The following is a 23,243-nucleotide window of genomic DNA, read 5'->3' on the forward strand; positions in this document are numbered from 1 at the left end:
AGCTCACCGCACCTCGTCACCGCACCTCGATGAAGGCTCCCGCGTCCCGCTCCGGCCGCGCCCGCGGCTCCTCGGCGGGATGACCGACCGCGACCGCCCCCATCGGGTCCCAGTCATGCGGCAGCCCCAGCACCTCCCGTACGACGTCCCGGCAGAACATCGTCGAGGACACCCACGCCGAACCCAGCCGCTCCCCGGCGAGCGCGACGAGCAGGTTCTGCACGCCGGCGCCGGTGGCGACCACGAACATCTCCCGCTCGGCCCCGTCGCGCCGCGCGTCCCCGTAGGTGTGCGAGCCGTCCATGACCAGGCAGGGGACGACGAGGTACGGCGCGTTACGCAACACGTCCCCGCGCCGGATCCGCTTGGTGATCGATTCCTCGCTCTTGCCGTCCCGCCGCAGGTCCGCGATCCAGGCGTCCCGCATGGCGTCCAGCAGGCGGGTGCGGGAACCCGACGACTCCAGCAGCACGAAACGCCACGGCGTCGTGTGGTGCGGCGCCGGCGCCGTCACCGCCGCGGCCACCGCGCGGCGCACGGCACCGGGGTCGACCGGCTCGTCCGTGAAGGCCCGTACCGTACGGCGCTGGGTGACCGCCTGCCGTACCGCCTCCGACGTGCCCAGCCGGAACATGTCGTCGCGGGCGCCGCGCACCATCGCCCGCGCGCCCTCGCCGTCGTCCTCGGTCACCACCCGCGGGAGCCCGCGTACGACGGCGACGGGCAGCCCCGCGGCCTTGCCCTTGACCAGGTCGCCGGCCGCGGCGAGCTCGTCGGCGGTGGCGACGACGGTGGCGCCGAGCGGATTGCCGTGGGCGTCCGTGCCTCCGCGCAGGTCGTCGAGGACCCGCACACCGGCGGCACCGATCGCCACGTCCGTGAGCCCGGCCCGCCAGGGCCGCCCGAACGTGTCGGTGACGACGACGCCGACGTCGACGCCCAGCGCGTCGCGCAGCCCGTCGCGGATGCCGCGCGCGGAGGCGTCCGGGTCCTCGGGGAGCAGCAGCACCGTCCCGGAGGGTGTGTTGGAGGCGTCGACCCCGGCCGCCGCCATGACCAGGCCCTGGCGGTTCTCGACGATGCGCAGCGCGCCGCGCCGGGCCACCACCCGTACGGTCTCCGCGTCGATCGCGGCCTCCCGGTCGGCGGCCCGCACGACGCGCCCCTCGGCCTTGGACACGATCTTGGACGTGACGAGCAGCACGTCCCCGTCGGCGAGGGCGGGCTCGGCCGCCGCGATCAGCTTGGCCAGGTCGTCGCCCGGCTGCGTCTCCGGCAGGCCGGGGACGGCCCACACCCGGTAGCCCTCTCGGTGACCGGGAGCCCCGTCACGCACCTCGTCGCTCACGCCTGCCCCACCTCCTCCGCCAGCGCCAGCGCCTCCCGGGCCATCCGCGCCGTCGCGTCGAGGTCGGTCATCATCAGCGGGACGGCGCGGCAGAGGATGCCGGCCGCCTTCACGCGCGTGACGGACTCCGCGTCGACCGTGTCGACCAGCCAGCCGTCGAGCAGTCCCGAGCCGTAGTGCTCGGCGACCGCGGCCGCCGTGGACTCCACGCCGACCGCCGCGAGCACCTTGTCGGCCATCCCGCGCACGGGCGCGTCCCCGACGATCGGGGACAGGCCCACCACCGGCACCCCGGCGTCGGCGATCGCTTCCCGGATGCCGGGCACGGCGAGGATCGTGCCGACCGAGACGACCGGGTTGGAGGGCGGGAAGAGGATCACGTCCGCCTCCGCGATGGCCTCCAGGACGCCGGGCGCCGGCTTCGCCTGCTCGGCGCCGACCGGTACGACCGCCTCGGCGGGGACCGACGCCCGCAGCCGTACCCAGTACTCCTGGAAGTGGACCGCCTTGCGCTCCCCGGACCCGGCGGCGGAGTCGCCGTCGGGCAACGTGACGGCGACGTGCGTCTCCACGCGGTCGTCGCTCATCGGAATGAGGCGCACGCCGGGCTTCCAGCGGTCGCACAGGGCCTGCGTCACCGCGCTGAGCGGATATCCGGCGGCCATCATCTGCGTCCGCACGATATGTGTGGCGAAGTCCCGGTCGCCGAGGCCGAACCACTCCGGACCGGCCCCGTACGCCGCGAGCTCCTCCTTGAGGTGGAAGGTCTCGTCGGCCCGTCCCCAGCCCTGCTCCTCGTTGATGCCGCCGCCGAGCGTGTACATCACCGTGTCGAGGTCCGGGCAGACCTTCAGCCCGAAGAGGTGGATGTCGTCCCCGGTGTTGCCGATGACCGTGATGTCGGCGTCGGGCGCGGCCTGCTTCAGACCACGCAGGAACCGGGCACCACCGATGCCGCCTGCCAGAACCACAATGCGCATGGCCCCAGTCTTGCAGGCGGGTGCGACAGTGCGTCAGGCAGTCGTCACGGCAGCGGCATCAGTACCGGTACTGATGCCGCTGCCAGTACCGGCGCCGGCGCCCGAGCACTGTGCGGAGTGCATCGGCATGTCCGTCAGACCCGGGTAGTAGACGTGCAGGCTGACCGCCGGCTCCAGCGCGTCGTTGACCACCTCGTGGACATAGCCCGGCGCGAACACCCGCTGGGCCCCCGCCCGCAACTCGCGCGTGCCGCGCTCCGTGCGCTCGGTCAGGGAGCCGTCCAGGACGGTCAGTACTCCGGAGGAGGGGCCGTGGTCATGGCGTCCGCTGCCCTGGCCGGGCACCCAGGACAGCAGCCAGACCTCGTACCCGGGACCGGTGCGCAGACGGTGGTACCAGCGTGTCGTCGCGTCGTACCGGACGAGGTGCTCCCACTGGGACCGGTCGGCGGCGATGGAGCGGGCCAGGCCGACGAACTCGGCGACGGTGGCCGGGTGCTCACGCGGTGCTTGCAGGAGGTGGGGGACTTCGAGGATGTCGCCGGCGATCTGGAGGTCGCTGTCGCTGTTCATGGGTGCGGTGGGTCCTCGGCAGAAGAGTGCGGGAGTAAGAGCGCGGGGAGTGACGGAACGCGAAGACGCCCTGGTCGGGCAGGCAGTGGAGAGCCGAGTCGCGTGGACTCGGGGACAGCCGGAGCGTGGTCGGCTCAACAGCTGGAACAGCAACAACAGCTACGGCGAGCACAGGCAGCACCGTGGGACCCGGCGGTGCGGGTCGAGGTGAGCGCCAAGTTCGCGAGCATGCCCACAAGGACAGCGGTTCACACAGGCACTGTCAACTCGCTGTCCGTTATGTGAGACATGCTTCACCTCATCCGGTTCATCTCATAGGTGAAAGGTTTGCTCAGGCGGCTTCCGGGACACATGGCGCACAAGCCGGGTCCGCAACCCCCGTTGCGATCCTGTGATCCGAACGTGATCAGCTTCGCTTCGGCGTGTGTATCGGAACGGGATCGAACGGCGGGGCGTCCTTCCTGGTGCGGGCGCTGTGCGGGACGGGTGCTCTTGCGGGTCCCGTTTGTATGTCAAGGTTTAGGACGATTTGAACACTTTCCGCTTGCCCTTGGTTCCGCAGAGTGAATAAGGGGCTCAATAGCAGATCTCGGCTTGACTCGCCCGGAGCAGCACACTTGTAATTTCACTCGTGTCGTTCAGCCGGAATCGGTAACGGCTAGATCACGGGGACGCGAAAGACAGACGAGGGGCGCACATGACCGAGCTGGTGCAGCAACTGCTGGTCGACGACGCGGACGAGGAACTCGGCTGGCAGGAGCGCGCACTGTGCGCCCAGACCGACCCCGAGTCCTTCTTCCCCGAGAAGGGCGGCTCCACCCGGGAGGCCAAGAAGGTCTGCCTCGCCTGTGAGGTCCGCTCCGAGTGCCTCGAGTACGCCCTGGCCAACGACGAGCGCTTCGGTATCTGGGGCGGCCTGTCCGAGCGGGAGCGCCGCCGCCTGAAGAAGGCTGCCGTCTGACCCGCCACGCGTAGAACCGGCAGGAACGGCAGGAACGGCCGAAACGGCAAGAACGCCAGGAACGGCCGAAACGGCAAGAACGCCAGGAACGGCAGGAACGGCCCCTCGCAGGCGGGTTGTCCACAGGCGGAGGCTGGCCGTCGTGCCCAGCCGATAGTGTGGGCGCTCGTCCGAGACGCCCCGCCACCCTCAACAGGCACGGGTGTCCACCGCAGTCCACCGAACCGGGGCCCGTACCTCGATGTCCGTGCACAGCCACACGGCAGCCCAGCAAGACCTCGCTGCCACACCTGAGTTCCCGCGTCACGTCGTGACCGCGGTCCTCGTCGCCCACGACGGAGCCCGCTGGCTGCCCGACGCCCTCGCCGGGCTGCTCGGCCAGGAACGCCCCGTCCAGCACGCCGTGGCCGCCGACACCGGCAGCGCCGACGACTCCGCCCGGCTGGTCACCGACGCCCTCGGTGACGACCGCGTGCTGCACCTCGCCCGGCGCACCGGCTTCGGCCAGGCCGTCGAGGAGGCCGCCCGCAGCGCCCCCGTCCTCACCCCGGACGAACTGCCGTACCTGAGGCGGCCCAGCGGCTGGGACCCCGTCACGCGCACCTGGCGCGACGACAACTACGACCTGCCGGAGCTTCCCCACGGAGAGCCGGTGCAGTGGCTGTGGCTGCTGCACGACGACTGCGCCCCCGAGCCCGACGCCCTGGCCCAACTGCTGCGCGTCGTGGACAACGAGTACGAACTCGGCCGCGACGACGTCGCCGTCGTCGGCCCCAAGCTCCGCGGCTGGTACGACCGCCGGCAACTGCTGGAGGTCGGCGTCTCCATCGCCAACTCCGGCCGCCGCTGGACCGGCCTGGACCGCCGCGAACAGGACCAGGGCCAGCACGACCACGTCCGGTCCGTCCTGTCGGTGTCCACCGCCGGCATGCTGATCCGGCGTGATGTCTTCGAGCGGCTCGGCGGGTTCGACCGCCGGCTGCCCCTGATGCGCGACGACGTCGACCTGTGCTGGCGCGCCCACGCCGCCGGACTCCGCGTCCTCGTCGCCCCCGAGGCGGTCGTACGCCACGCCGAGGCGGCCTCCCGCGAGCGCCGCGCCGTCGACTGCGCGGGCCGCACCACCGCCTCCCCGCACAAGGTGGACAAGGCCGGCGCCGTCCACACCCTCCTCGTCAACGTCCGCACCGCCGCCCTGCCCTGGGTGCTGCTGCGTATCGTCCTCGGCACCCTGCTGCGGACCCTCGCCTACCTCGTCGGCAAGGTCCCCGGCCAGGCCGTCGACGAGATCCGCGGCCTGCTGGGCGTCCTGCTGCGACCCGAACGCATCATCGCCGGACGGCGTGAACGCGGCCGGCCGCAGGTCGAGAAGGACGAACTGCGCCCCCTGTTCCCGCCCCCCGGCGCGACCGTCCGCGTCACCGTCGAACAGGTCGCGGGCAACCTCGTCCGCAGCTCCGACGCCGAGACGGCCCCCGGCGCCGGACGGCACGGCGGCGCCATCGAGTCCGGGCCCGGCGGCGACGACGCCGACTTCCTGGAGATCGAGCAGTTCTCCCGTCTCAAGCGCGTCGCCCGCAAGCCCGGACCGGTGCTCTTCCTCCTGCTGCTGCTCGTCTCCCTGGCCGCCTGCCGCGCCCTCCTCGGCGGCGGCGCCCTGGCGGGCGGCGCGCTGCTGCCCGCCCCGGCCGGCGCCGGTGAGCTGTGGTCGCGGTACGTGGACGCCTGGCACACCGTGGGCACCGGCGGCACCGCTTCCGCACCGCCCTACCTCGCGATCGTCGCCACACTCGCCTCCGTACTGCTGGGCTCCACCGGACTGGCCGTCACCCTGCTGCTGGTCTGCTCGGTGCCCCTGGCCGGCGTCACCGCGTACTTCGCCTCCCGCCCGCTCGTCACCTCCCGGCTGCTGCGCGCGTGGGCGGCCGTCGCCTACGCCTTCCTGCCCGCCGCCACCGGCGCCCTCGCCGGCGGCCGCATCGGTACCGCCGTCCTCGCCGTGCTGCTGCCGCTCATCGCACGCGCGGGAGCCGCCGCGGCCGGCCTGACATCCTCGTCCGGTGCCCGCGGCAGCTGGCGCGCCACCTGGGCGTACGCGCTGCTGCTGACGATCACCACCGCCTTCACCCCCGTCGTGTGGCCCATCGCGCTGCTCCTCGGCGTCGGCGTCCTGGCCCTGCGCAGGGGCGACATCACGGCGTACGGACTGCGCTTCCTCGCCCAGTTGGGCACCCCCCTGCTGCTCCTCGCTCCCTGGTCTCTGTCCCTGCTCCCGTTCGGCTTCTTCGACGAGGCCGGACTGGAGTACGGCGCCTCGGCCGCCTCCGCCCTCGACCTGCTCGGGGCGAGCCCCGGCGGCCCCGGCACGGTCGGCGGGCTGGTCCTCATCGGCATCGTGCCGGCCGCGCTGGCCGCCCTGCTGCGTTCCCAGCGGCAGTTGGGCATCCGCACGGCTTGGGCCGTCGCCCTGGTCGCCCTCGTCTTCGCGGTCCTCTCCAACCGCTCCGCCTGGGCCGGGCCCGCCACCCTCGTCTACGGCATCGCCCTGCTGTCCGCCGCGACCCTCGGCGCCGACGGGGCCCGCTCGCGCGTGGCCGAGCAGAGCTTCGGCTGGCGTCAGCCCGTCGCCGCCCTGATCGCCCTCGCCTCGGCCGTCGGCCCGCTGATCGCCGCCGCCGGCTGGATGATCGGGGGCGCCGACGGCCCCCTGGAGCGACGCGACCCCGTACAGGTGCCCGCGTTCGTCGCCGAGGAGAGCCACACCCGCGACCAGGCCCGCACCCTCGTCCTCGACAGCGACTCCGCCGCCCATGTGAGCTACATGCTGGTCCGCGGTTCCGGAGTCCGCCTCGGCGACGGAGAACTGGCCGCCGGGGACGGCGGGAACAGCGGGCTCGACAAGATCGTCGCCAATCTCGTGGCCGGCTCCGGCGCCGACCAGGCCGACCAGCTCGGCGGCTTCGCCGTGCGCTACGTCCTCGTGCACAAGGGCGCGCCCCGCGAGGTCGCCCGCGTCCTGGACGCGACGCCCGGCCTGAGCCGGCTGAGCCAGCAGGACGGCAGCGGACTGTGGCGGGTGGACCAGGAGGTCGCGCGCGCGACCATCGTGGCCGGCGAGAGCTCCGGTGCCGGCGGTGGTACCGGTGAGCCGCAGCCCGTCGCGGCCGGGCCCGTCGAGGTCCACACCGAGATCCCGTCCGGCTCCGAGGGCCGCGTGCTGCGCCTCGCCGACACCGCCGCCGAGGGCTGGACGGCCACACTGGACGGCAAGCCGCTCACCCGCACCACGGTCGACGGCTGGGCCCAGGGCTTCGAACTCCCCGCCTCCGGCGGAAAGCTGGACGTCACCTACGACGCCCCGTTCAGCCACACCGCATGGCTGTGGGCCCAGGGCCTCCTCGGCGTCGTCCTGGTCGTCCTCGCACTGCCCGGCAGACGCCGGGACGTCGACGACGACCTGCCCGACGAGCCGCTCGTCCCCGCCGAGGCCCTCGAAGGCGACGGCCGCCGGGCCCGACGCCTGCGCGCCCAGGCCGAGGCGGAGGCCGAGGCCGCGGCAGCCACCGGGCCGGTGACCGAGGCCGCGCCCGCCACCGGCGAGGCCGGCCCGCCCGCGCAGACACCCGTGACGGTTCCGCAGCAGCCGGCGTACGGCGCATGGGACTCGCCGGCGCCCGCGGGCACGGAGTACGGCTCGTACGGCACGTACGGCGGCGAGCAGTACCAGGACGGCCGGCAGTACGACCCGGGCGCGTACGGGCAGCAGCCGTACCCGGGCGACGCCTACCAGGGCGGCCAGGCCGGTCAGTACGAGGCGGGCCAGTACGACCCGTACGCCTACGGTGATCCGTCCGGCGGGTCCGGGGCCGGCGCGTACGACCCCGCCTACGACCAGTCGTACGGACAGGGCGGATACGACGCGCCGTACGACCCTTCCCAGCCCCACCACCCCCACGGCACGGGCAATGAGCGTCCCGACGGGAGCCAGCAGTGAAGCGCACCACCCTGTCCCTGTTCGCCGGCGCGACCGCGCTCGCCGCGATCACCGGATTCGCGGCGGTGTTCACACCGGACGCCACCGGCTCGGACACCGCCGCACCGGCCGCCCGGCTGCCCGTGGAGCGCACCAGCCTGCTCTGCCCGGCGCCCAGCACGTCCGACCTCGCCGAGACGTCGTACACGTCCTTCACGCCCGTCACGAAGGGCGCCGAGGACAAGGGCAGGGCCGCGCTCGCGGCCGGGACCACCGAGGACGGGAAGAAGGCCGGGAAGCCCGCCGTACAGCCCAAGGGGCCCGGCACGCCGGTCACCGGCAAGGCATCCGGCGCCGACGCGCCCGCGCTGGTCGGCACCGCCGAGGGAAGTCACGCGCCCGGCTGGACCGTCCAGCAGACCACGGAGGTCGCCGCTGGGACGGGCCGCGGGCTGCAGGGGGTCAACTGTGCCGCTCCGGACACGGAGTTCTGGTTCCCGGGCGCCAGCACGGCGACCGGCCGCACCGACTACGTACACCTGACCAACCCCGACGACTCGGCGGCCGTCGTCGACATCGAGCTCTACGGCAAGGACGGAGCCGTCAAGTCCACGGTGGGGGAGGGCGTCACCGTGCCGCCGCACGGCAGTGAGTCCCTGCTGCTGTCGACGCTCAGCGACGTGGAGCAGACCGACCTCACCGTGCACGTCGGCGTGCGCAGCGGGCGGGTCGGGGCCGCGGTGCAGGCCCTGGACGACAAGACCGGCGGCGACTGGCTGACAGCCGCCGCTGACCCGGCGAGCAACCTCGTGATGCCGGGCATCCCCAAGGACGCCACAGCCGTACGCCTGGTGCTGTTCACGCCCGGTGGCACCGACGCCGACCTGAAGGTGCGGCTCGCCTCGCCGTCCGGGCCGATCACGCCCGCCGGGCACGAGACGGTGCGCGTCAAGGCGGGCATGACGACGGGCGTCGACCTCGGCGAGGTCACGCGCGGAGAGGCCGGATCGCTGGTACTGACGCCGACCGGCAGTGCCGTCCCGGTCGTGGCGGCGGTCCGGGTCGTGCGGGGCAAGGGCGGAGAGCAGGAGTCGGCGTTCATCCCGGCCTCCGACCCGGTCGGCGCGCGCGCGACGGCCGCGGACAACCGCGCCAAGAGCACGACACTGTCCCTGACCGCCCCCGAGAAGGCCGCGAAGGTCAAGGTCACGGCGTCAGCGGGCACCGAGGGCGGTACGACGGCGACCAGGACCTTCACGCTCAAGGCCGGCACGACCCAGAACGTAGAGGCACCGGTCCCCGCCGGCCTCAAGGGCACCTACGCGCTGACGGTCGAGACCGTCTCCGGCGGCCCGGTCCACGCGTCCCGCACCCTCACCGGGCAGGACGACGACGTGGCGTCGTTCACCGTGCAGACCCTCCCCGACGACCGGGGAACGGTCTCGGTACCGAACGCGGACGAGGACCTGTCGGTACTGCAGAGGTAGCCGTGTGGCGCAGGCGCGGGCGTTCGTGCCCTCCTCCTGCGCCCGGACGGCGTCCAGTGCCCGGACGGCGGTCAGTGTTCCCTCGGCGGCCTGTGCCCGGACGGCGGTCAGTGTTCCGTCGGCGGCCTGTGCCCGGACAGCGCCCCGCGCCCTGATGGCGGCCGAACGGCCGGGGACCGCAGCAACCTACCCCCGGCCCGCTCACTCCTCGCCGTACCGGGGGTCCACCGTCTCGGGCGTCAGCCCCAGCAGCTCCGCCACCTGCTCGACGACGACGTCGTGCACGAGCGCCGCCCGCTCGTCCCGCCCCTTCGTCCGGATCTCGACCGGCCGCCGGTACACGACCACCCGCCCCCGCCGCCCTTCCCGCGAGGGCACCGTCCCGCCGAGCGGAACCGCCTCGTCGTCCCACACGTCCCCGGACCCGGCGGCCCGGTTCAGCCGCGGCACGTCGAGAACCAGGAAGTCGATGTCGGCGAGCTGCGGCCACCGCCGCTCCAGCCGCTCCACGGAGTCCTGCACCAGGTCCGCGAAGATCTCGCCGCGGGTCGCGGCGAGCGGTACCTGCGGGGGAGCGATCGGCCCGCGCATGCCCCGACCGTGGCGATCACGACGGCGGGGCTCTGGGGGGCCGGCATCACGGGGCGTCACGGGGTCGTCCATCACTGCTGAAGGGTAGTCCCCGTCGGGTCCACGGGCCGGACCGTACACGCACACCGGACCACGCCCGGGCCCTCCGCGCCGGATGTCACCAGGTGACCGTTCCAGCCAAGGTTGGGCTCGATTCCATATCTCTCCGCGACCGGCGAACTCGCAGTAAATGTCGCTGTTTTGTCGGTTTATGACCGCTTCCCTGACCGCCCGGTATCCTGAAAACCGGTGTCCTCGCAGGTCAACCAGGCGTGCCCGGAGGGTCCCGCAGGGCGCTCCACATCACGACACGGTGGTGTGACCTGGTGGATAGTCTTCGCGGCCCGCTCAAGAGTGCGGTACCGTCCAACATCGTGAGCCCTGTACGTCGCTGTTCGCGCACCGCCTGCGGCCGTCCCGCCGTCGCGACGCTGACGTACGTCTACGCCGACTCGACCGCGGTCCTCGGCCCGCTCGCCACCTACGCCGAACCCCACTGCTACGACCTGTGCGCCGAGCACTCCGAGCGCCTCACCGCCCCGCGCGGCTGGGAGGTCGTCCGCCTTCTCGACGGCTCCGCCCCGGCCCGCCCCAGCGGCGACGACCTGGAAGCGCTCGCCAACGCGGTGCGTGAGGCGGCCCGACCCCAGGAGCGCACGGCCGAGGCCGGTGGCGGTCCGCGTGCGGCGGACCCGATGGAGGTCGCGCGCCGCGGCCACCTGCGCGTGCTGCGCTCACCGGACAACTGAGCCGCACCGGACACCTGGGCCGCACCGGACACCTGGGTTGCACCGGGCAACTGGGCCGCCCCGGCCACTTGAGCCGCGCCGGCCACTGCTGTCGCATCCGTTGCTGCACACCCATTGACGCCCGGTTGTCGCGGACACGACCATTCCGAGAGCTGCGAGAAATCGCTTTCGCATGGCGGAATCCGGGGAGGCGCCCGTGTACGTCCAGGAACTGGAACCCGTCGCCGGGTCACTCGGCCTGTCCGCCCTGGTGGCGGTCCTGCCCCTGGTGATCGTCCTCGTCCTGCTGGGCGGCGTCCGCATGAAGGCGCATCTGGCGGGCCTCACCGGCCTCCTTGCGGCCGTACTCGTCGCCTGGCTCGCCTACGGCATGCCGCTGGACCAGACGGCCTCCAGCGCGGTCCAGGGCGCCGTGTTCGGGATCTTCCCCATCCTGTGGATCGTCGTGAACGCCCTGTGGGTCTACCGGATGACCGTCCGCACCCGGCACTTCGACGTCCTGCGCCGCTCCTTCGGGCGGCTGTCCGACGACCCGCGCATCCAGGCCCTGGTCGTCGCCTTCTGCTTCGGTGCCCTGCTGGAGGCCCTCGCCGGGTTCGGCGCGCCCGTCGCGATCTGCTCGGTCATGCTCGTGGCGCTGGGCTTCGACCCCGTGCGCGCGGCGGTCGTTTCGCTGGTCGCCAACACCGCGCCGGTCGCCTTCGGCGCGATGGGCACCCCCGTGGTGACGCTGGCCCAGGTCACCGGGCTGCCGCTCGACGACGTCGCCTCCGTGGTGGGCCGTCAGACACCGCTGCTGGCCCTCGTCGTCCCGCTGCTGCTGGTCGCCCTGGTCGACGGGCGGCGCGGGCTGCGCGAGACCTGGGTGCCCGCGATGGCCTGCGGGGTCGCCTTCGCCGTCGCCCAGTTCGCCGCCGCCAACTACGTCTCGGCGCAGCTCGCCGACATCGGCGCCGCCCTCGCCGGCGCCGGCGCCCTGGTCGCCGTACCGCAGGCCCGTCGGCCCGCCGCCGAGCCCGTACGGGCCTCCGTCCTGACCGGCGTACGCAGCCAGGAGCTGGACGAGCGGGACCCCCGCCGGGAGGTCGTGCGGGCGTACACGCCGTACGCGCTGATCGTCGCGGTCTTCTCCGTGGCGCAGATCCCCGCGGTCAAGGACTGGCTGGCGAAGGCGACCCAGACGTACGACTGGCCGTTCCTGGACGTCGCCGACCCCGAGGGCAATCCGGTCGGCGGCAACGCCTACTCCTGGCCGATCGTCTCCACCGGCGGCACGCTCGTACTGTTCGCCGGAGTGGCCACGGCCGTCGTCCTCGGCGTGCACGCGCGCGTGGCGGTCAAGGAGTGGCTCGCGACCGTGCACGAACTCCGGTTCGCGATCCTCACCGTGACCTCCGTGCTCGCCCTCGCCTACGTCATGAACCTGTCCGGCCAGGCCGCCACCATCGGCCACTTCGTCGCGGCGGCGGGCGCCGGACTAGCCTTCCTGTCTCCGGTGCTCGGCTGGTTCGGCGTCGCCGTCTCCGGGTCCGACACCTCGGCCAACGCGCTCTTCGGCGCCCTCCAGGTGACCGCCGCGCGGGAGTCCGGTCTGTCGCCCGAGCTGCTGGCCGCCGCCAACAGCTCGGGCGGCGTCCTCGGCAAGATGATCTCCCCGCAGAACCTCACCATCGCCTGCGCGGCCGTCGGTCTCGCGGGCCGCGAGGGCGATCTGCTGCGCAAGGTGCTGCCCTGGAGCCTGGGCCTGCTGCTGGTGATGTGCCTGATCGTGGTCGGGCAGTCCACGCCGGTCCTGGGCTGGATGCTGCCCTGATCCTGCCCCTCACATCGCCCCGGCATCGCCCCGGGACCGCCCTGACCTTGCCCTGGCCTTTGGGAACCGCCCGGCGCCCGGTCAGTGGTTGCGGGTAGTTTGTGGGCTCCGACAGGACTTTCAGGAAGGTTGGCCGTGGCTGCTGATCTGTCGCAGATCGTGAAGGCGTACGACGTCCGCGGTGTGGTCCCGGACCAGTGGGACGAGTCGCTGGCCGAGCTGTTCGGCGCGGCCTTCGTCGAGCTGACCGGCGCGAGCGCCATCGTGGTCGGCCACGACATGCGCCCCTCGTCCCCGGGACTGTCCGGCGCCTTCGCGCGCGGGGCGGCGGCCCGGGGAGCCGACGTCACCGAGATCGGCCTGTGCTCCACCGACCAGCTCTACTACGCCTCCGGCGCGCTGCACCTGCCGGGCGCCATGTTCACGGCCTCGCACAACCCGGCCCAGTACAACGGCATCAAGCTGTGCCGGGCGGGCGCCGCCCCCGTCGGTCAGGACACGGGCCTCGAGGAGATCCGCGCCCTGGTGGAGCGGTGGAGCGCGTCCGGAGCCCCGGAGCCCGCCTCCCGCCCGGGCACCGTCACCCGCCGAGACACCCTCGCCGACTACGCGGACCACCTGCGTTCCCTCGTCGACCTCACCGCCGTCAGGCCCCTGAAGGTCGTCGTCGACGCGGGCAACGGCATGGGCGGCCACACGGTCCCCTCCGTCTTCGCCGGCCTCCCCCTCGACCTCGTGCCGATGTACTTCGAACTCGACGGCACCTTCCCCAACCACGAGGCCAACCCGCTCGACCCGGCCAACCTCGTCGACCTGCAAAAGCGCGTCCGCCAGGAGGGCGCCGACCTCGGCCTCGCCTTCGACGGCGACGCCGACCGCTGCTTCGTCGTCGACCAGAACGGCGACCCGGTCTCCCCGTCGGCGGTGACCGCCCTCGTGGCCGCCCGCGAACTCGCCCGCAACGGCGGCAAGGGCACCGTCATCCACAACCTGATCACCTCCTGGTCCGTGCCGGAGGTCGTGAAGGAGAACGGCGGCACACCGGAACGCACCCGCGTGGGCCACTCCTTCATCAAGGCGGAGATGGCCAGGACCGGCGCCATCTTCGGCGGCGAACACTCCGCGCACTACTACTTCCGCGACTTCTGGAACGCCGACACCGGCATGCTGGCCGCCCTCCACGTCCTCGCCGCCCTCGGCGGACAGGAGGGCCCCCTGTCCGCCCTGGTCGCCCAGTACGACCGCTACGCGGGCTCAGGGGAGATCAACTCCACCGTCGCCGACCAGGCCGGCCGCCTCGCCGCGATCAGGACCGCGTACGAGGGCCGCGACGACGTCACCCTGGACGACCTCGACGGCCTCACCGTCACGACGGCCGACTGGTGGTTCAACGTCCGCCCCTCCAACACCGAGCCGCTGCTGCGCCTGAACGCCGAGGCCCGGGACGAGGCGACGATGACGAAGGTGCGGGACGAGGCGCTGGCGATCATCCGGTCCTAGCCGCGGGCAGCCGTGCCTCCCCCAGTGCCTGAACGGTCTGGGAGGTACCCCCAGGGCGGCAGCGGTGGGCGGTGGGGTCACCTCCCGCTCGTGAGGTCCCCCCGCTCGAGCGGGGGGACGGGGGAGGAGCCGGGAGCGGGGGAGGAGCCGGGAGTGGGGGAGGAGCCCCGCGAGCGCCGGGCTGCGCGACCCACCGCCCAGCACCGTCGCCGGGTGCCCGCCCGTCGTACCGCCCGACACCCGTCCTTGTCCGGCGGTACCCTGACCAGCACATCCGCACAAGCCGAACCGTCCCCGAAGGGAACCCTCATGCCGCTCGAAGCCGGCCTCCTGGAGATCCTCGCCTGCCCCGCCTGCCACGCCCCCCTCAAGGAGCAGGACGCGGAGCTGATCTGCACCGGCCAGGACTGCGGTCTGGCCTACCCGGTGCGCGACGGCATCCCCGTCCTCCTCGTCGACGAGGCCCGCCGCCCCGAGTAGTCCACGAGGCCCGCCGCCCCGAGCGACCGACGGCCGATCCACGGCCCGAAGTACCCGCGCACCCGAACGAACGCATCCGGCGATCGGAGACTGCCGCCATGCTCGACGAATCGCTCCTCGACGCCCCGGAGCGTCTCACCGAGGCCGACCGCCGCGGCCTGCTCCGCGGCGCCGCCGAGGCCGGTGCCCGCGTACGCACCGCCGCCCGGCACGCCGCCGAGGCCGGCGTCGGCAACCTCAAGCCGGACGGCCGCCCCCGCGCCGTCCTGATCGCCGGCCCCGGCGCCGCCGCGACCCACGCCGCCGACCTCCTCGGCACCCTCGCCGGCGCCGGCAGCCCCGTCACCCGCCTCGCCCCCAGCGGCGTGGCCCCCGCCGCGGGCGCGCTGCGCTGGGAACTGCCCGGCTGGGCCGGCTCCGTGGACCTCCTGCTGATCGCCACCCCCGACGGCACCGAGCCCGGCCTCGCCCTGCTCGCCGAACAGGCCTACCGCCGGGGCTGCACGGTCGTCGCGGTCGCCCCCGCCCGTTCCCCGCTCAGCGAGTCGGTGAACGCCTCCCACGGCCTGTTCATCCCCATGGCGACCGCCCCCTACGACCACGACGAGCCCCTCGCCGGCGCCGCCCCCGGCGTCCTGTGGGCGCTGCTCACCCCGCTCCTCGCGCTGCTGGACCGCACCGCCCTGCTCGACGCGCCGCCCGACGCCATCGAGAAGATCGCCGACCGCCTCGACCGCATCGCCGAGCGCTGCGGGCCCGCCGTCGTGACGTACAGCAACCCGGCCAAGACCCTGGCGGCCGAGCTCGCCGACTCACTGCCGGTCGTCTGGACCGAGGGCACCTCGGCCGGACCCGCGGGCCGCCGCTTCGCCGCCGCGCTCGCCGAACTGGCCGGCACCCCGGCCGTCGTCGCCGAACTGCCCGAGGCGCTCGCCGCGCACAGCGCCCTGCTCGCAGGCCGACTCGCCGCCGGCGCCGACCCCGACGACTTCTTCCGCGACCGCGTCGAGGAAGCGCCCGCCCTCCACGCGCGCGTGGTGCTCCTTCGCGACCGCCCCAGCGGCGGTCTCACCGCCGCGCCGGGCGCCCGCGACCTGGCCCTCGGTCACGAAACGCCGATCAGCGAGCTGGAGCCGGAAGCGGGCGGCGAACTGGAGACCCTCGCCGAGCTGATCGCCATCACGGATTTCGCCGCCGTTTACCTGGCGATCGCCTCACACGCCTGACCCGTACGCACCATCTCGTAGGCACCAGCGCTACGCACCCAGGACACGCACCGCGCACGCACCGGCAGAGAGATCCCATGGACCGCCTCGACAACACCGTCCGCCCCTACGCCTGGGGCTCCACCACCGCGATCCCGGCCCTGCTCGGGACCGAGCCGACCGGCGAACCGCAGGCGGAGATGTGGATGGGCGCCCACCCCGGCGCCCCCTCCCGCACCGGCCGGGGCACCCTCGCCGAGGTCGTCGACGCCGACCCCGGGAAGGAACTGGGCGCTGCCTCCGTCGCCAGGTTCGGCCCCCGGCTGCCCTTCCTCCTCAAGCTCCTCGCCGCCGGCGCCCCGCTCTCCCTCCAGGTCCACCCCGACCTCGCCCAGGCCAGGCAGGGGTACGAGGACGAGGAGCGCCGCGGCGTCCCCCTGGACGCCCCGCACCGCAACTACAAGGACGCCAACCACAAGCCCGAACTGATCTGCGCCCTCACCGAGTTCGACGGCCTCTGCGGCTTCCGCCCCCCCACCGAGGCCGCCGACCTCCTCGACGGCCTCGGCATCCCTTCCCTCAAGCCCTACGCCGACCTGCTCCGCGCGCACCCCGAGGACGCCGCCCTGCGCGAGGTCCTCACCGCGATCCTCACGGCCGACCCCGAGGAGATGTCCCGCACGGTCACCGAGACGGCGGCCGCCTGCGACCGTCTCGGCGACCCCTACGCGCCCTACGCCGACATCGCCCACCACTACCCGGGCGACCCCGGCGTCCTCGCCGCCATGCTCCTCAACCACGTCCGGCTCCAGCCCGGCGAGGCCCTGTACCTCGGCGCCGGCATCCCGCACGCCTACCTCGACGGCCTCGGCGTCGAGATCATGGCCAACTCCGACAACGTCCTGCGCTGCGGCCTGACCCCCAAGCACGTCGACGTCCCCGAACTGCTGCGCATCGTCCGCTTCGAGGCCGGCGACCCCGGCATCCTCCGCCCGGAGGCGTCCCCCGACGGCGAAGAGGTCTACGACACCCCGATCGACGAGTTCCGCCTGTCCCGCTACGTCCTCCCCGAGGGCTCCGGCATCCACGAACTCACCCTCCCGGCCCCGCAGATCCTGCTCTGCACGGCCGGCACCGTACGGGTGGGCGAACACGAACTGGCCCCCGGCCGGTCCGTCTTCGTCCCCGCCGGCGAAAAGGCCGAAGTGTCCGGATCCGGCATGCTCTTCCGCGCCACCGTGCGCGTGTGACGCGGTCCTGACGGGCTTCGGGCGCAGGCCTGACCGGCGTACGACGGGGCATCCGGCACATCGAGGCCCGCGCGGGCTGCAACAATGGCGCACCGCGAAGGAGGGGCACCGCCGACGACCGGCCGAGCCCCCACCGGCGTACGGACGCAGACGAAGCAGATGAAGGCGAAGGGACAACGCGACACATGAGCGCGTCAGGCGGAACCAAGGCGATCGTGGCGGCACTGCTCGCCAACCTCTCGATCGCGGTAGCGAAATTCGTGGCGTTCATCTTCAGCGGATCGTCGTCGATGCTCGCCGAGTCCGTGCACTCCCTCGCCGACTCCGGCAACCAGGGCCTCCTGCTCCTCGGCGGCAAACGAGCTCAGCGCGAGGCCACCCCCCAGCACCCGTTCGGCTACGGCCGCGAGCGCTACATCTACGCCTTCCTCGTCTCCATCGTGCTCTTCTCGGTGGGCGGCATGTTCGCCCTCTACGAGGGCTACGAGAAGATCAAGCACCCGCACGAGATCGAGCACTGGTACTGGCCGGTCGGCGTCCTGGTCTTCGCGATCATCGCCGAGACCTTCTCCTTCCGGACCGCCATCAAGGAGTCCAACACCCTGCGCGGGAAGAAGTCCTGGAAGGAGTTCGTCCGCCACGCCAAGGCCCCCGAACTGCCCGTCGTCCTCCTCGAGGACCTCGGCGCCCTCGTCGGCCTGATCCTCGCCCTCGGTGGTGTCGGTATGGCCCTGCTTACCGGCGACGGCGTCTGGGACGGCATCGGCACCCTGTGCATCGGCGTGCTGCTCATCCTGATCGCGCTGGTCCTCGCCGTCGAGACCAAGTCCCTGCTGCTCGGCGAGGCCGCGGGCGTCGAGGCGGTCCAGCAGATCGAGTCCGCGATCGTCGCCGGTGACACCGTCACCGGCGTCATCCACATGCGCACGCTCCACCTGGGCCCCGAGGAACTGCTCGTCGCCGCCAAGATCGCCGTCCGCCACGACGGCACGGCCACCGAGATCGCCTCCGCGATCGACGCCGCCGAGGCCCGTATCCGCGAGGCCGTCCCGATGGCCCGCGTCATCTACCTGGAACCGGACATCTACAGCGAGTCCGAGGCGACCAGGGGCCCGGACCGCGAGGCGACCCCCGGCGGCCCGGCCACACCGCCCGCCGCCCACTGACGACCGCACCTCGCACCCCCACGGGGCCCGCCGATCCTCTCGGCGGGCCCCGTCGGCTTCCGCCCCCGGGCGCTTCCCGTCACGCTTCCCGTCACGCTTCGTGAACGTCCGGAAGTGTTCGGAGGCGGACTGGGGACGGCGGGCGCCCGCGGTGTAGCTTGGGACGGAGCCAGACGTCGCTGCTGATGGCGGTCGGGCGGTCCAGTACGGACCGGCCGAGGGAGAGAGGGCCTCCGACGGACTGCGCTGCGCGCACGCGGGCATGCCTGTGTCCTCTTCGGGGCACCCCTGTGCCCTCCGCCGCGCAGACCAGCCGTACCCACCTCGACCCAACCCGAGGAGCAGCCCGTAATGACGACTGTCGACAACCGGCAGGACTTCAAGGTCGCCGACCTCTCCCTGGCCGCGTTCGGCCGCAAGGAGATCACCCTCGCCGAGCACGAGATGCCCGGCCTCATGGCGATCCGCAAGGAGTACGCCGAGGCCCAGCCCCTCGCCGGCGCCCGCGTCACCGGCTCCCTGCACATGACCGTGCAGACCGCCGTACTCATCGAGACCCTGGTCGCCCTGGGCGCCGAGGTCCGCTGGGCCTCCTGCAACATCTTCTCCACCCAGGACCACGCGGCCGCCGCCATCGCCGTCGGCCCGAACGGAACCCCGGAGGACCCGCAGGGCGTCCCCGTCTTCGCCTGGAAGGGCGAGACGCTCCAGGAGTACTGGTGGTGCACGGAGCAGGCCCTGACCTGGCCGAACACCCCCACTGGCGGCCCGAACATGATCCTGGACGACGGCGGTGACGCCACCCTCCTCGTCCACAAGGGCGTCGAGTACGAGAAGGACGGTAAGGTCCCCTCGGTCGACACCGCGGAATCCGACGAGCACCGCGTCATCCTCGAACTCCTCACCCGCACGGTGAGCGAGAGCCCGCAGAAGTGGACGCAGCTGGCGTCCGAGATCCGCGGCGTGACCGAGGAGACCACGACGGGCGTCCACCGCCTGTACGAGATGCACCGCGACGGCACCCTGCTGTTCCCGGCGATCAACGTGAACGACGCGGTGACGAAGTCGAAGTTCGACAACAAGTACGGCTGCCGCCACTCCCTGATCGACGGCATCAACCGCGCCACGGACGTCCTGATCGGCGGCAAGACAGCGGTCGTCTGCGGCTACGGCGACGTGGGCAAGGGCTGCGCGGAGTCCCTGCGCGGCCAGGGCGCCCGCGTGATCGTCACCGAGATCGACCCGATCTGCGCGCTGCAGGCGGCGATGGACGGCTACCAGGTCACGACGCTGGACGAGGTCGTCGACAAGGCCGACATCTTCGTCACCACGACCGGCAACAAGGACATCATCATGGCCTCGGACATGGCCAAGATGAAGCACCAGGCGATCATCGGCAACATCGGCCACTTCGACAACGAGATCGACATGGCCGGCCTCGCGAAGCTCCCGGGCATCGTCAAGGACGAGGTCAAGCCGCAGGTCCACACCTGGACCTTCCCCGACGGCAAGGTCCTCATCGTGCTGTCCGAGGGACGCCTGCTGAACCTGGGCAACGCGACCGGTCACCCGTCGTTCGTGATGTCCAACTCGTTCGCGGACCAGACGCTGGCCCAGATCGAGCTGTTCACCAAGCCCGACGAGTACCCGACCGACGTCTACGTGCTGCCCAAGCACCTCGACGAGAAGGTCGCCCGCCTCCACCTCGACTCCCTCGGCGTGAAGCTGACCACGCTCCGCAAGGAGCAGGCCGACTACATCGGCGTCAAGGTCGAGGGCCCGTACAAGGCGGACCACTACCGCTACTGAGCAAGCCCGCGTCGCAGCCGACGGGGGAGCGTCCGTGCGCAGACGCGCCCCCGCCGGCTGCCGGCTCCTCCGAGACAGGCCCCCGCACCCCCGTGCCGGGGGCCTGCCCCGTTGGCGCCTCAGCGGCCGGACCAGCAGCCGTCACCACCCCAGGACCACCATGCCCCGCGGCCGATATTCGCTCCATGATCCGCACGACCACACCCCCCTCGCAGAAGAACACTTCCAGTGCGCTCCCGGCCCCTCCGGCTGGCGCTACGTCTCCCGGCTGACCACACCCACCGGAGACCACCAGGGCTCAGTCGACCTCGCCCTCGACGAACTCGGCCGCCCCATTCGCCTCGAACTCCACGCCGCGAGCTGGCAGGTACGCGGCGCGGCCATCGACGGCGTCACCTGGGTCCGTACCGACCCCACCGGAGTCCACGCCACCGAAGGCAATGCGCGCGCCCACGCCTTCACCGGCACCTCCCCGGCCTTTCTCGTCGCAGTCACCCGCCTCCTGCGCCTCACCCCCTCCGGATCGGCCACCCGCGTACGCCTCGTCGCCCTCACCGACCCGGTCCTCGCCCCCCGCACCGTGGACCAGTCCTGGGCCTTGCTCGTAAGAGAAGCACACGCCACTGACAACGGCCCCCTCACCGTGGACGAATACCAGGTCACAGCCCTGGACACCGGCGAGCAGTACGCCGTGCACATCGCCGGCGACGTCGTGCTCGCGGCCCCCGGCATAGAGCTGGAGGACCTGGAGTCACCGCCGTCCGTGTTCCCGTGAGCGACGTCGGGGCGCAGCCCGCCCCGTCTACGCCGGCGGTACGAACCCGGTGCCGGGACGGTCGTCCGACGGAGCGTCCCGCGACACCTCGGGCCGGGCCCCCGGCGAAGGCGCGTTCGGCGGCACTGCGGGAGGCGTCACCGGTGGCATCACAGGTGACGCCACCGGAGTAGCCGAGGGCGGAGGAACCGAGGGCTGAGGAGCCATGGACCCCGTCGCCGCAGGCCCACCACCCGCAGACGGACCCCCGAACGCCCGCCGAGCCTCCCGAACCTGCCGCTCCTGCAGTACCGCCGCCAGGTACGCCGCCGGTGGCACCTCCCGGGGCGCCGGAGCCCCCGTGCGAGCCGCCACGTCGGAGGCGAGCCGTTCCGCCATGGCCCAGCCGACCCGGGGATCAAGCTGCCCCATCCGGGTCAGGTACTGACGGACGGCAAGCCACAGGTCATCGGGTACGGCGGACAGATCGAGCCCCGAGAACCGCCCCGCCAGCCAGGGCGGGGGCGGCGGCATGAAGCCCGCCGGCGCGGCAGGCACCCGCTCCCGCACGACCAGGGTTCCCGCGAAGACATCGCCGAGCCGCCGTCCCCGCGCGGACACCAGCGAGGCGATACAGGCGACGACGCCGAACGTCATGAGGATCTCGATCACCCCGATCAGGCCCCGCACCAGCGAGTGCCGGAACCGGATCGGCCCGCCGTCGTCCCGCACCACCCGCAGACCGCACGCCATCTTCCCGAGCGACCGCCCGTGGCTCAGCGTCTCCACGGCGATCGGCCCGCCCACGAGCACCAGGACGAACGCCGCGATCGAAATCGCCGTCTGCGCCGCCATGTCCAAGGAAGCCGTGGAGACCACCAGAGCGACGGTCACCGCCACGTAGACGGCCACGGCCACCACCAGGTCGAGCAGAACGGCCAGCGCTCTGCTGGGCAGCCTCGCGGGGCGCAGCTCCAGCGCCACCGCCTCGCCCGTCACCAGCTCACTCACGCCTGCCGCCCTTCCCCTGACTGCCCCCGTCCCCGCCAGTCTGCCAAGCTGAGGACACACCGCGCCGCAGTACGACAAGCTGATCCACGACGAGCCGCCGACGATAGCCGAGGAGCAGGCACACCGATGGACCTCGACGTCTTCGTCTCCGCCCACCGCGCGGAGTGGGACCGCCTCGACGCCCTGCTCCGACGCCGGCGTCGGCTGACCGGCGCCGAGACCGACGAGCTCGTCGCCCTCTACCAGCGCACGGCCACCCACCTCTCCCTGATCCAGTCCAGCGCGCCCGACCCGCAACTGACCGGACGGCTCAGCCGACTGGTGGCACGCGCGCGCAGCGTCGTGACAGGCACCCGCCGGGCTTCCTGGCGCGACGTCACCCGCTTCCTGACCCAGCAGTTCCCGGCCGCCGTCTACCGGGCACGCCACTGGTGGGTCCCCACGGCACTCCTGTCGACCGCTGTCGCGGCGGTCCTGGGCTGGTGGATCGGCACCCACCCGGAGGTGCAGTCCACCATCGCGGCGCCCAGCGAACTGCGGGAGATGACCCGCCCCGGCGGCCAGTACGAGACGTACTACTCGAGCCACCCCGCGGCCTCCTTCGCCGCACAGGTCTGGACGAACAACGCGTGGGCCGCCGCGCTCTGCCTGATCCTGGGCGTCTTCCTGGGCCTGCCCGTCATCTGGATCCTGTTCCAGAACATGCTCAACCTCGGAGTCGGCTTCGGCCTGATGTCCTCGGCCGGCCGCCTCGACACCTTCCTCGGCCTCGTCCTCCCCCACGGCCTGCTCGAACTGACCGCGGTCTTCGTGGCCGCGGGAACCGGTCTGCGTCTCGGCTGGACCCTCATCGACCCGGGCCCGCGCACCCGGCGCGTCGCCCTCGCCGAGGAGGGCCGGGCTGCCATCGGCATGGCGATCGGCCTCGCTCTGGTCCTGTTCCTCTCCGGCGCCATCGAAGGCTTCGTCACCCCGTCCGGCCTGCCCACCTGGGCCCGCATCACCATCGGAGTCGTCGCCGAGCTGGCCTTCCTCGCCTACGTATACGTCCTGGGCGGCCGCGCGGTACGCGCCGGCGACACGGGCGACGTCGAGGCGGCCGAGCGCAGCGCCACCGTGCCGACCGCCGCCTGATGTGCGTCCACCCCCGGTGAGCTGCTAGTGTCCTCTTCGTTCCCGCAAGAGCCGTTGACACGGAGCGAGCGGGGAGGTAGATTCAAACAGTTGCCTGGAGATGGGTTCACCCCAGAAGGCGATAGTGAGTGTCTATCTGCTTCCTCCCGAATCATTGAGTTCGGCGAAGCACTCTCCCGATGAATCGGAAATGAACGGCCGGTCAGACCGGCTCGGAACTTCTGATAAAGTCGGAACCGCCGGAAAGGGAAACGCGAAAGCGAGAACCTGGAAAGCGCCGAGGAAATCGGATCGGAAAAGGATCTGATAGAGTCGGAAACGCAAGACCGAAGGGAAGCGCCCGGAGGAAAGCCTGAGAGAGTCTCTCGGGTGAGTACAAAGGAAGCGTCCGTTCCTTGAGAACTCAACAGCGTGCCAAAA

The 23,243-nt window shown here is 72.4% G+C and carries 18 protein-coding genes; 13 read left to right on the forward strand and 5 right to left on the reverse strand.

Features of this window, described 5'->3' with window-relative positions:
• Nucleotides 1–16: 16 nt before the first annotated feature.
• From ACH4F2_RS18220 to ACH4F2_RS18230, 3 genes are read right to left on the reverse strand one after another with little or no spacing between them, the layout of a single operon-like run.
• Nucleotides 17–1,348, reverse strand: a complete 1,332-nt coding sequence (locus tag ACH4F2_RS18220; protein ID WP_398133706.1) for a coenzyme F420-0:L-glutamate ligase — start codon at nt 1,346–1,348, stop codon at nt 17–19.
• A complete protein-coding gene (gene cofD / locus ACH4F2_RS18225; RefSeq protein WP_398133707.1) occupies nt 1,345–2,328 on the reverse strand; it encodes a 2-phospho-L-lactate transferase in 984 nt (327 codons plus the stop codon). The genes ACH4F2_RS18220 and cofD overlap by 4 nt, the downstream gene beginning before the upstream one ends.
• A gap of 33 nt (nt 2,329–2,361) precedes the next feature.
• Nucleotides 2,362–2,901, reverse strand: a complete 540-nt coding sequence (locus ACH4F2_RS18230) for a cysteine dioxygenase (protein WP_398133708.1) — start codon at nt 2,899–2,901, stop codon at nt 2,362–2,364.
• 697 nt (nt 2,902–3,598) lie between these two features.
• Here ACH4F2_RS18230 and ACH4F2_RS18235 point away from each other — a divergent pair.
• From ACH4F2_RS18235 to ACH4F2_RS18245, 3 genes are all read left to right on the forward strand, one after another.
• The gene (locus ACH4F2_RS18235) at nt 3,599–3,862 is read left to right on the forward strand and encodes a WhiB family transcriptional regulator (RefSeq protein ID WP_003975777.1); all 264 of its coding nucleotides are present in this window, start codon (nt 3,599–3,601) and stop codon (nt 3,860–3,862) included.
• A 241-nt stretch (nt 3,863–4,103) separates the two neighbouring features.
• Nucleotides 4,104–7,856: a glycosyltransferase gene (locus tag ACH4F2_RS18240; protein WP_398133709.1), complete on the forward strand. Its 3,753-nt coding sequence runs from the start codon at nt 4,104–4,106 to the stop codon at nt 7,854–7,856.
• A complete protein-coding gene (locus ACH4F2_RS18245) occupies nt 7,853–9,322 on the forward strand; it encodes a DUF5719 family protein (protein WP_398133710.1) in 1,470 nt (489 codons plus the stop codon). Before ACH4F2_RS18240 ends, ACH4F2_RS18245 begins: the two co-directional genes overlap by 4 nt.
• 201 nt (nt 9,323–9,523) lie before the next feature.
• Here the strand turns inward: ACH4F2_RS18245 and ACH4F2_RS18250 are convergent, their stop codons facing one another.
• The gene (locus ACH4F2_RS18250) at nt 9,524–9,985 is read right to left on the reverse strand and encodes a metallopeptidase family protein (protein ID WP_398133729.1); all 462 of its coding nucleotides are present in this window, start codon (nt 9,983–9,985) and stop codon (nt 9,524–9,526) included.
• A 293-nt stretch (nt 9,986–10,278) separates the two neighbouring features.
• Between ACH4F2_RS18250 and ACH4F2_RS18255 the strand changes: the two genes are divergently transcribed.
• The 9 genes from ACH4F2_RS18255 (at nt 10,279) to ACH4F2_RS18295 (ending at nt 20,699) form a co-directional block, all read left to right on the forward strand.
• Nucleotides 10,279–10,701, forward strand: a complete 423-nt coding sequence (locus ACH4F2_RS18255; RefSeq protein ID WP_398133711.1) for a DUF3499 domain-containing protein — start codon at nt 10,279–10,281, stop codon at nt 10,699–10,701.
• A gap of 196 nt (nt 10,702–10,897) precedes the next feature.
• Nucleotides 10,898–12,514 carry an L-lactate permease gene (locus tag ACH4F2_RS18260; protein WP_398133730.1) on the forward strand — a complete coding sequence of 539 codons (1,617 nt, stop codon included), beginning with the start codon at nt 10,898–10,900 and terminating at the stop codon, nt 12,512–12,514.
• Between the two features lie 135 nt (nt 12,515–12,649).
• Complete coding sequence (locus ACH4F2_RS18265) at nt 12,650–14,014, forward strand: phosphomannomutase/phosphoglucomutase (protein WP_398133712.1); 1,365 nt, start codon at nt 12,650–12,652, stop codon at nt 14,012–14,014.
• Nucleotides 14,015–14,323: 309 nt separating this feature from the next.
• Nucleotides 14,324–14,494, forward strand: coding sequence for a Trm112 family protein (locus ACH4F2_RS18270; RefSeq protein ID WP_007450268.1), 171 nt, complete (start codon nt 14,324–14,326; stop codon nt 14,492–14,494).
• 98 nt (nt 14,495–14,592) lie between these two features.
• Entirely contained in the window at nt 14,593–15,720 is a 1,128-nt protein-coding gene (locus tag ACH4F2_RS18275; protein ID WP_398133713.1) for an SIS domain-containing protein, read from the forward strand.
• A gap of 77 nt (nt 15,721–15,797) precedes the next feature.
• Nucleotides 15,798–16,949, forward strand: a complete 1,152-nt coding sequence (gene manA, locus ACH4F2_RS18280; RefSeq protein WP_398133714.1) for a mannose-6-phosphate isomerase, class I — start codon at nt 15,798–15,800, stop codon at nt 16,947–16,949.
• Between the two features lie 185 nt (nt 16,950–17,134).
• Nucleotides 17,135–18,115 carry a cation diffusion facilitator family transporter gene (locus ACH4F2_RS18285; RefSeq protein WP_398133715.1) on the forward strand — a complete coding sequence of 327 codons (981 nt, stop codon included), beginning with the start codon at nt 17,135–17,137 and terminating at the stop codon, nt 18,113–18,115.
• Nucleotides 18,116–18,466: 351 nt separating this feature from the next.
• Nucleotides 18,467–19,924 (forward strand): adenosylhomocysteinase, encoded by a 1,458-nt coding sequence (gene ahcY, locus ACH4F2_RS18290; protein ID WP_398133716.1) that lies wholly within the window; start codon nt 18,467–18,469, stop codon nt 19,922–19,924.
• 160 nt (nt 19,925–20,084) lie between these two features.
• Nucleotides 20,085–20,699 (forward strand): hypothetical protein, encoded by a 615-nt coding sequence (locus ACH4F2_RS18295; RefSeq protein ID WP_398133717.1) that lies wholly within the window; start codon nt 20,085–20,087, stop codon nt 20,697–20,699.
• 27 nt (nt 20,700–20,726) lie between these two features.
• Here the strand turns inward: ACH4F2_RS18295 and ACH4F2_RS18300 are convergent, their stop codons facing one another.
• Entirely contained in the window at nt 20,727–21,689 is a 963-nt protein-coding gene (locus ACH4F2_RS18300) for an RDD family protein (RefSeq protein WP_398133718.1), read from the reverse strand.
• Between the two features lie 126 nt (nt 21,690–21,815).
• On the opposite strand from ACH4F2_RS18300, the gene ACH4F2_RS18305 reads away from it, so the two are divergent.
• Entirely contained in the window at nt 21,816–22,823 is a 1,008-nt protein-coding gene (locus ACH4F2_RS18305) for a stage II sporulation protein M (protein WP_398133719.1), read from the forward strand.
• The last annotated feature ends 420 nt before the right edge of the window (nt 22,824–23,243 follow it).

This window comes from Streptomyces sp. NPDC017890, from assembly GCF_044328675.1.
Lineage (GTDB): Bacteria > Actinomycetota > Actinomycetes > Streptomycetales > Streptomycetaceae > Streptomyces.

What these genes read in the sequence shown, in the direction of transcription:
- ACH4F2_RS18270 (WP_007450268.1), top strand. Translation starts at nt 14,324, where the DNA reads ATGCCGCTCGAAGCCGGCCTCCTGGAGATCCTCGCCTGCCCCGCCTGC.
- cofD (WP_398133707.1), bottom strand. Translation starts at nt 2,328, where the DNA reads ATGCGCATTGTGGTTCTGGCAGGCGGCATCGGTGGTGCCCGGTTCCTG.
- ACH4F2_RS18235 (WP_003975777.1), top strand. Translation starts at nt 3,599, where the DNA reads ATGACCGAGCTGGTGCAGCAACTGCTGGTCGACGACGCGGACGAGGAA.
- ACH4F2_RS18240 (WP_398133709.1), top strand. Translation starts at nt 4,104, where the DNA reads ATGTCCGTGCACAGCCACACGGCAGCCCAGCAAGACCTCGCTGCCACA.
- ACH4F2_RS18275 (WP_398133713.1), top strand. Translation starts at nt 14,593, where the DNA reads ATGCTCGACGAATCGCTCCTCGACGCCCCGGAGCGTCTCACCGAGGCC.
- manA (WP_398133714.1), top strand. Translation starts at nt 15,798, where the DNA reads ATGGACCGCCTCGACAACACCGTCCGCCCCTACGCCTGGGGCTCCACC.
- ACH4F2_RS18295 (WP_398133717.1), top strand. Translation starts at nt 20,085, where the DNA reads ATGCCCCGCGGCCGATATTCGCTCCATGATCCGCACGACCACACCCCC.
- ACH4F2_RS18285 (WP_398133715.1), top strand. Translation starts at nt 17,135, where the DNA reads ATGAGCGCGTCAGGCGGAACCAAGGCGATCGTGGCGGCACTGCTCGCC.
- ACH4F2_RS18305 (WP_398133719.1), top strand. Translation starts at nt 21,816, where the DNA reads ATGGACCTCGACGTCTTCGTCTCCGCCCACCGCGCGGAGTGGGACCGC.
- ACH4F2_RS18230 (WP_398133708.1), bottom strand. Translation starts at nt 2,901, where the DNA reads ATGAACAGCGACAGCGACCTCCAGATCGCCGGCGACATCCTCGAAGTC.
- ahcY (WP_398133716.1), top strand. Translation starts at nt 18,467, where the DNA reads ATGACGACTGTCGACAACCGGCAGGACTTCAAGGTCGCCGACCTCTCC.
- ACH4F2_RS18250 (WP_398133729.1), bottom strand. Translation starts at nt 9,985, where the DNA reads ATGGACGACCCCGTGACGCCCCGTGATGCCGGCCCCCCAGAGCCCCGC.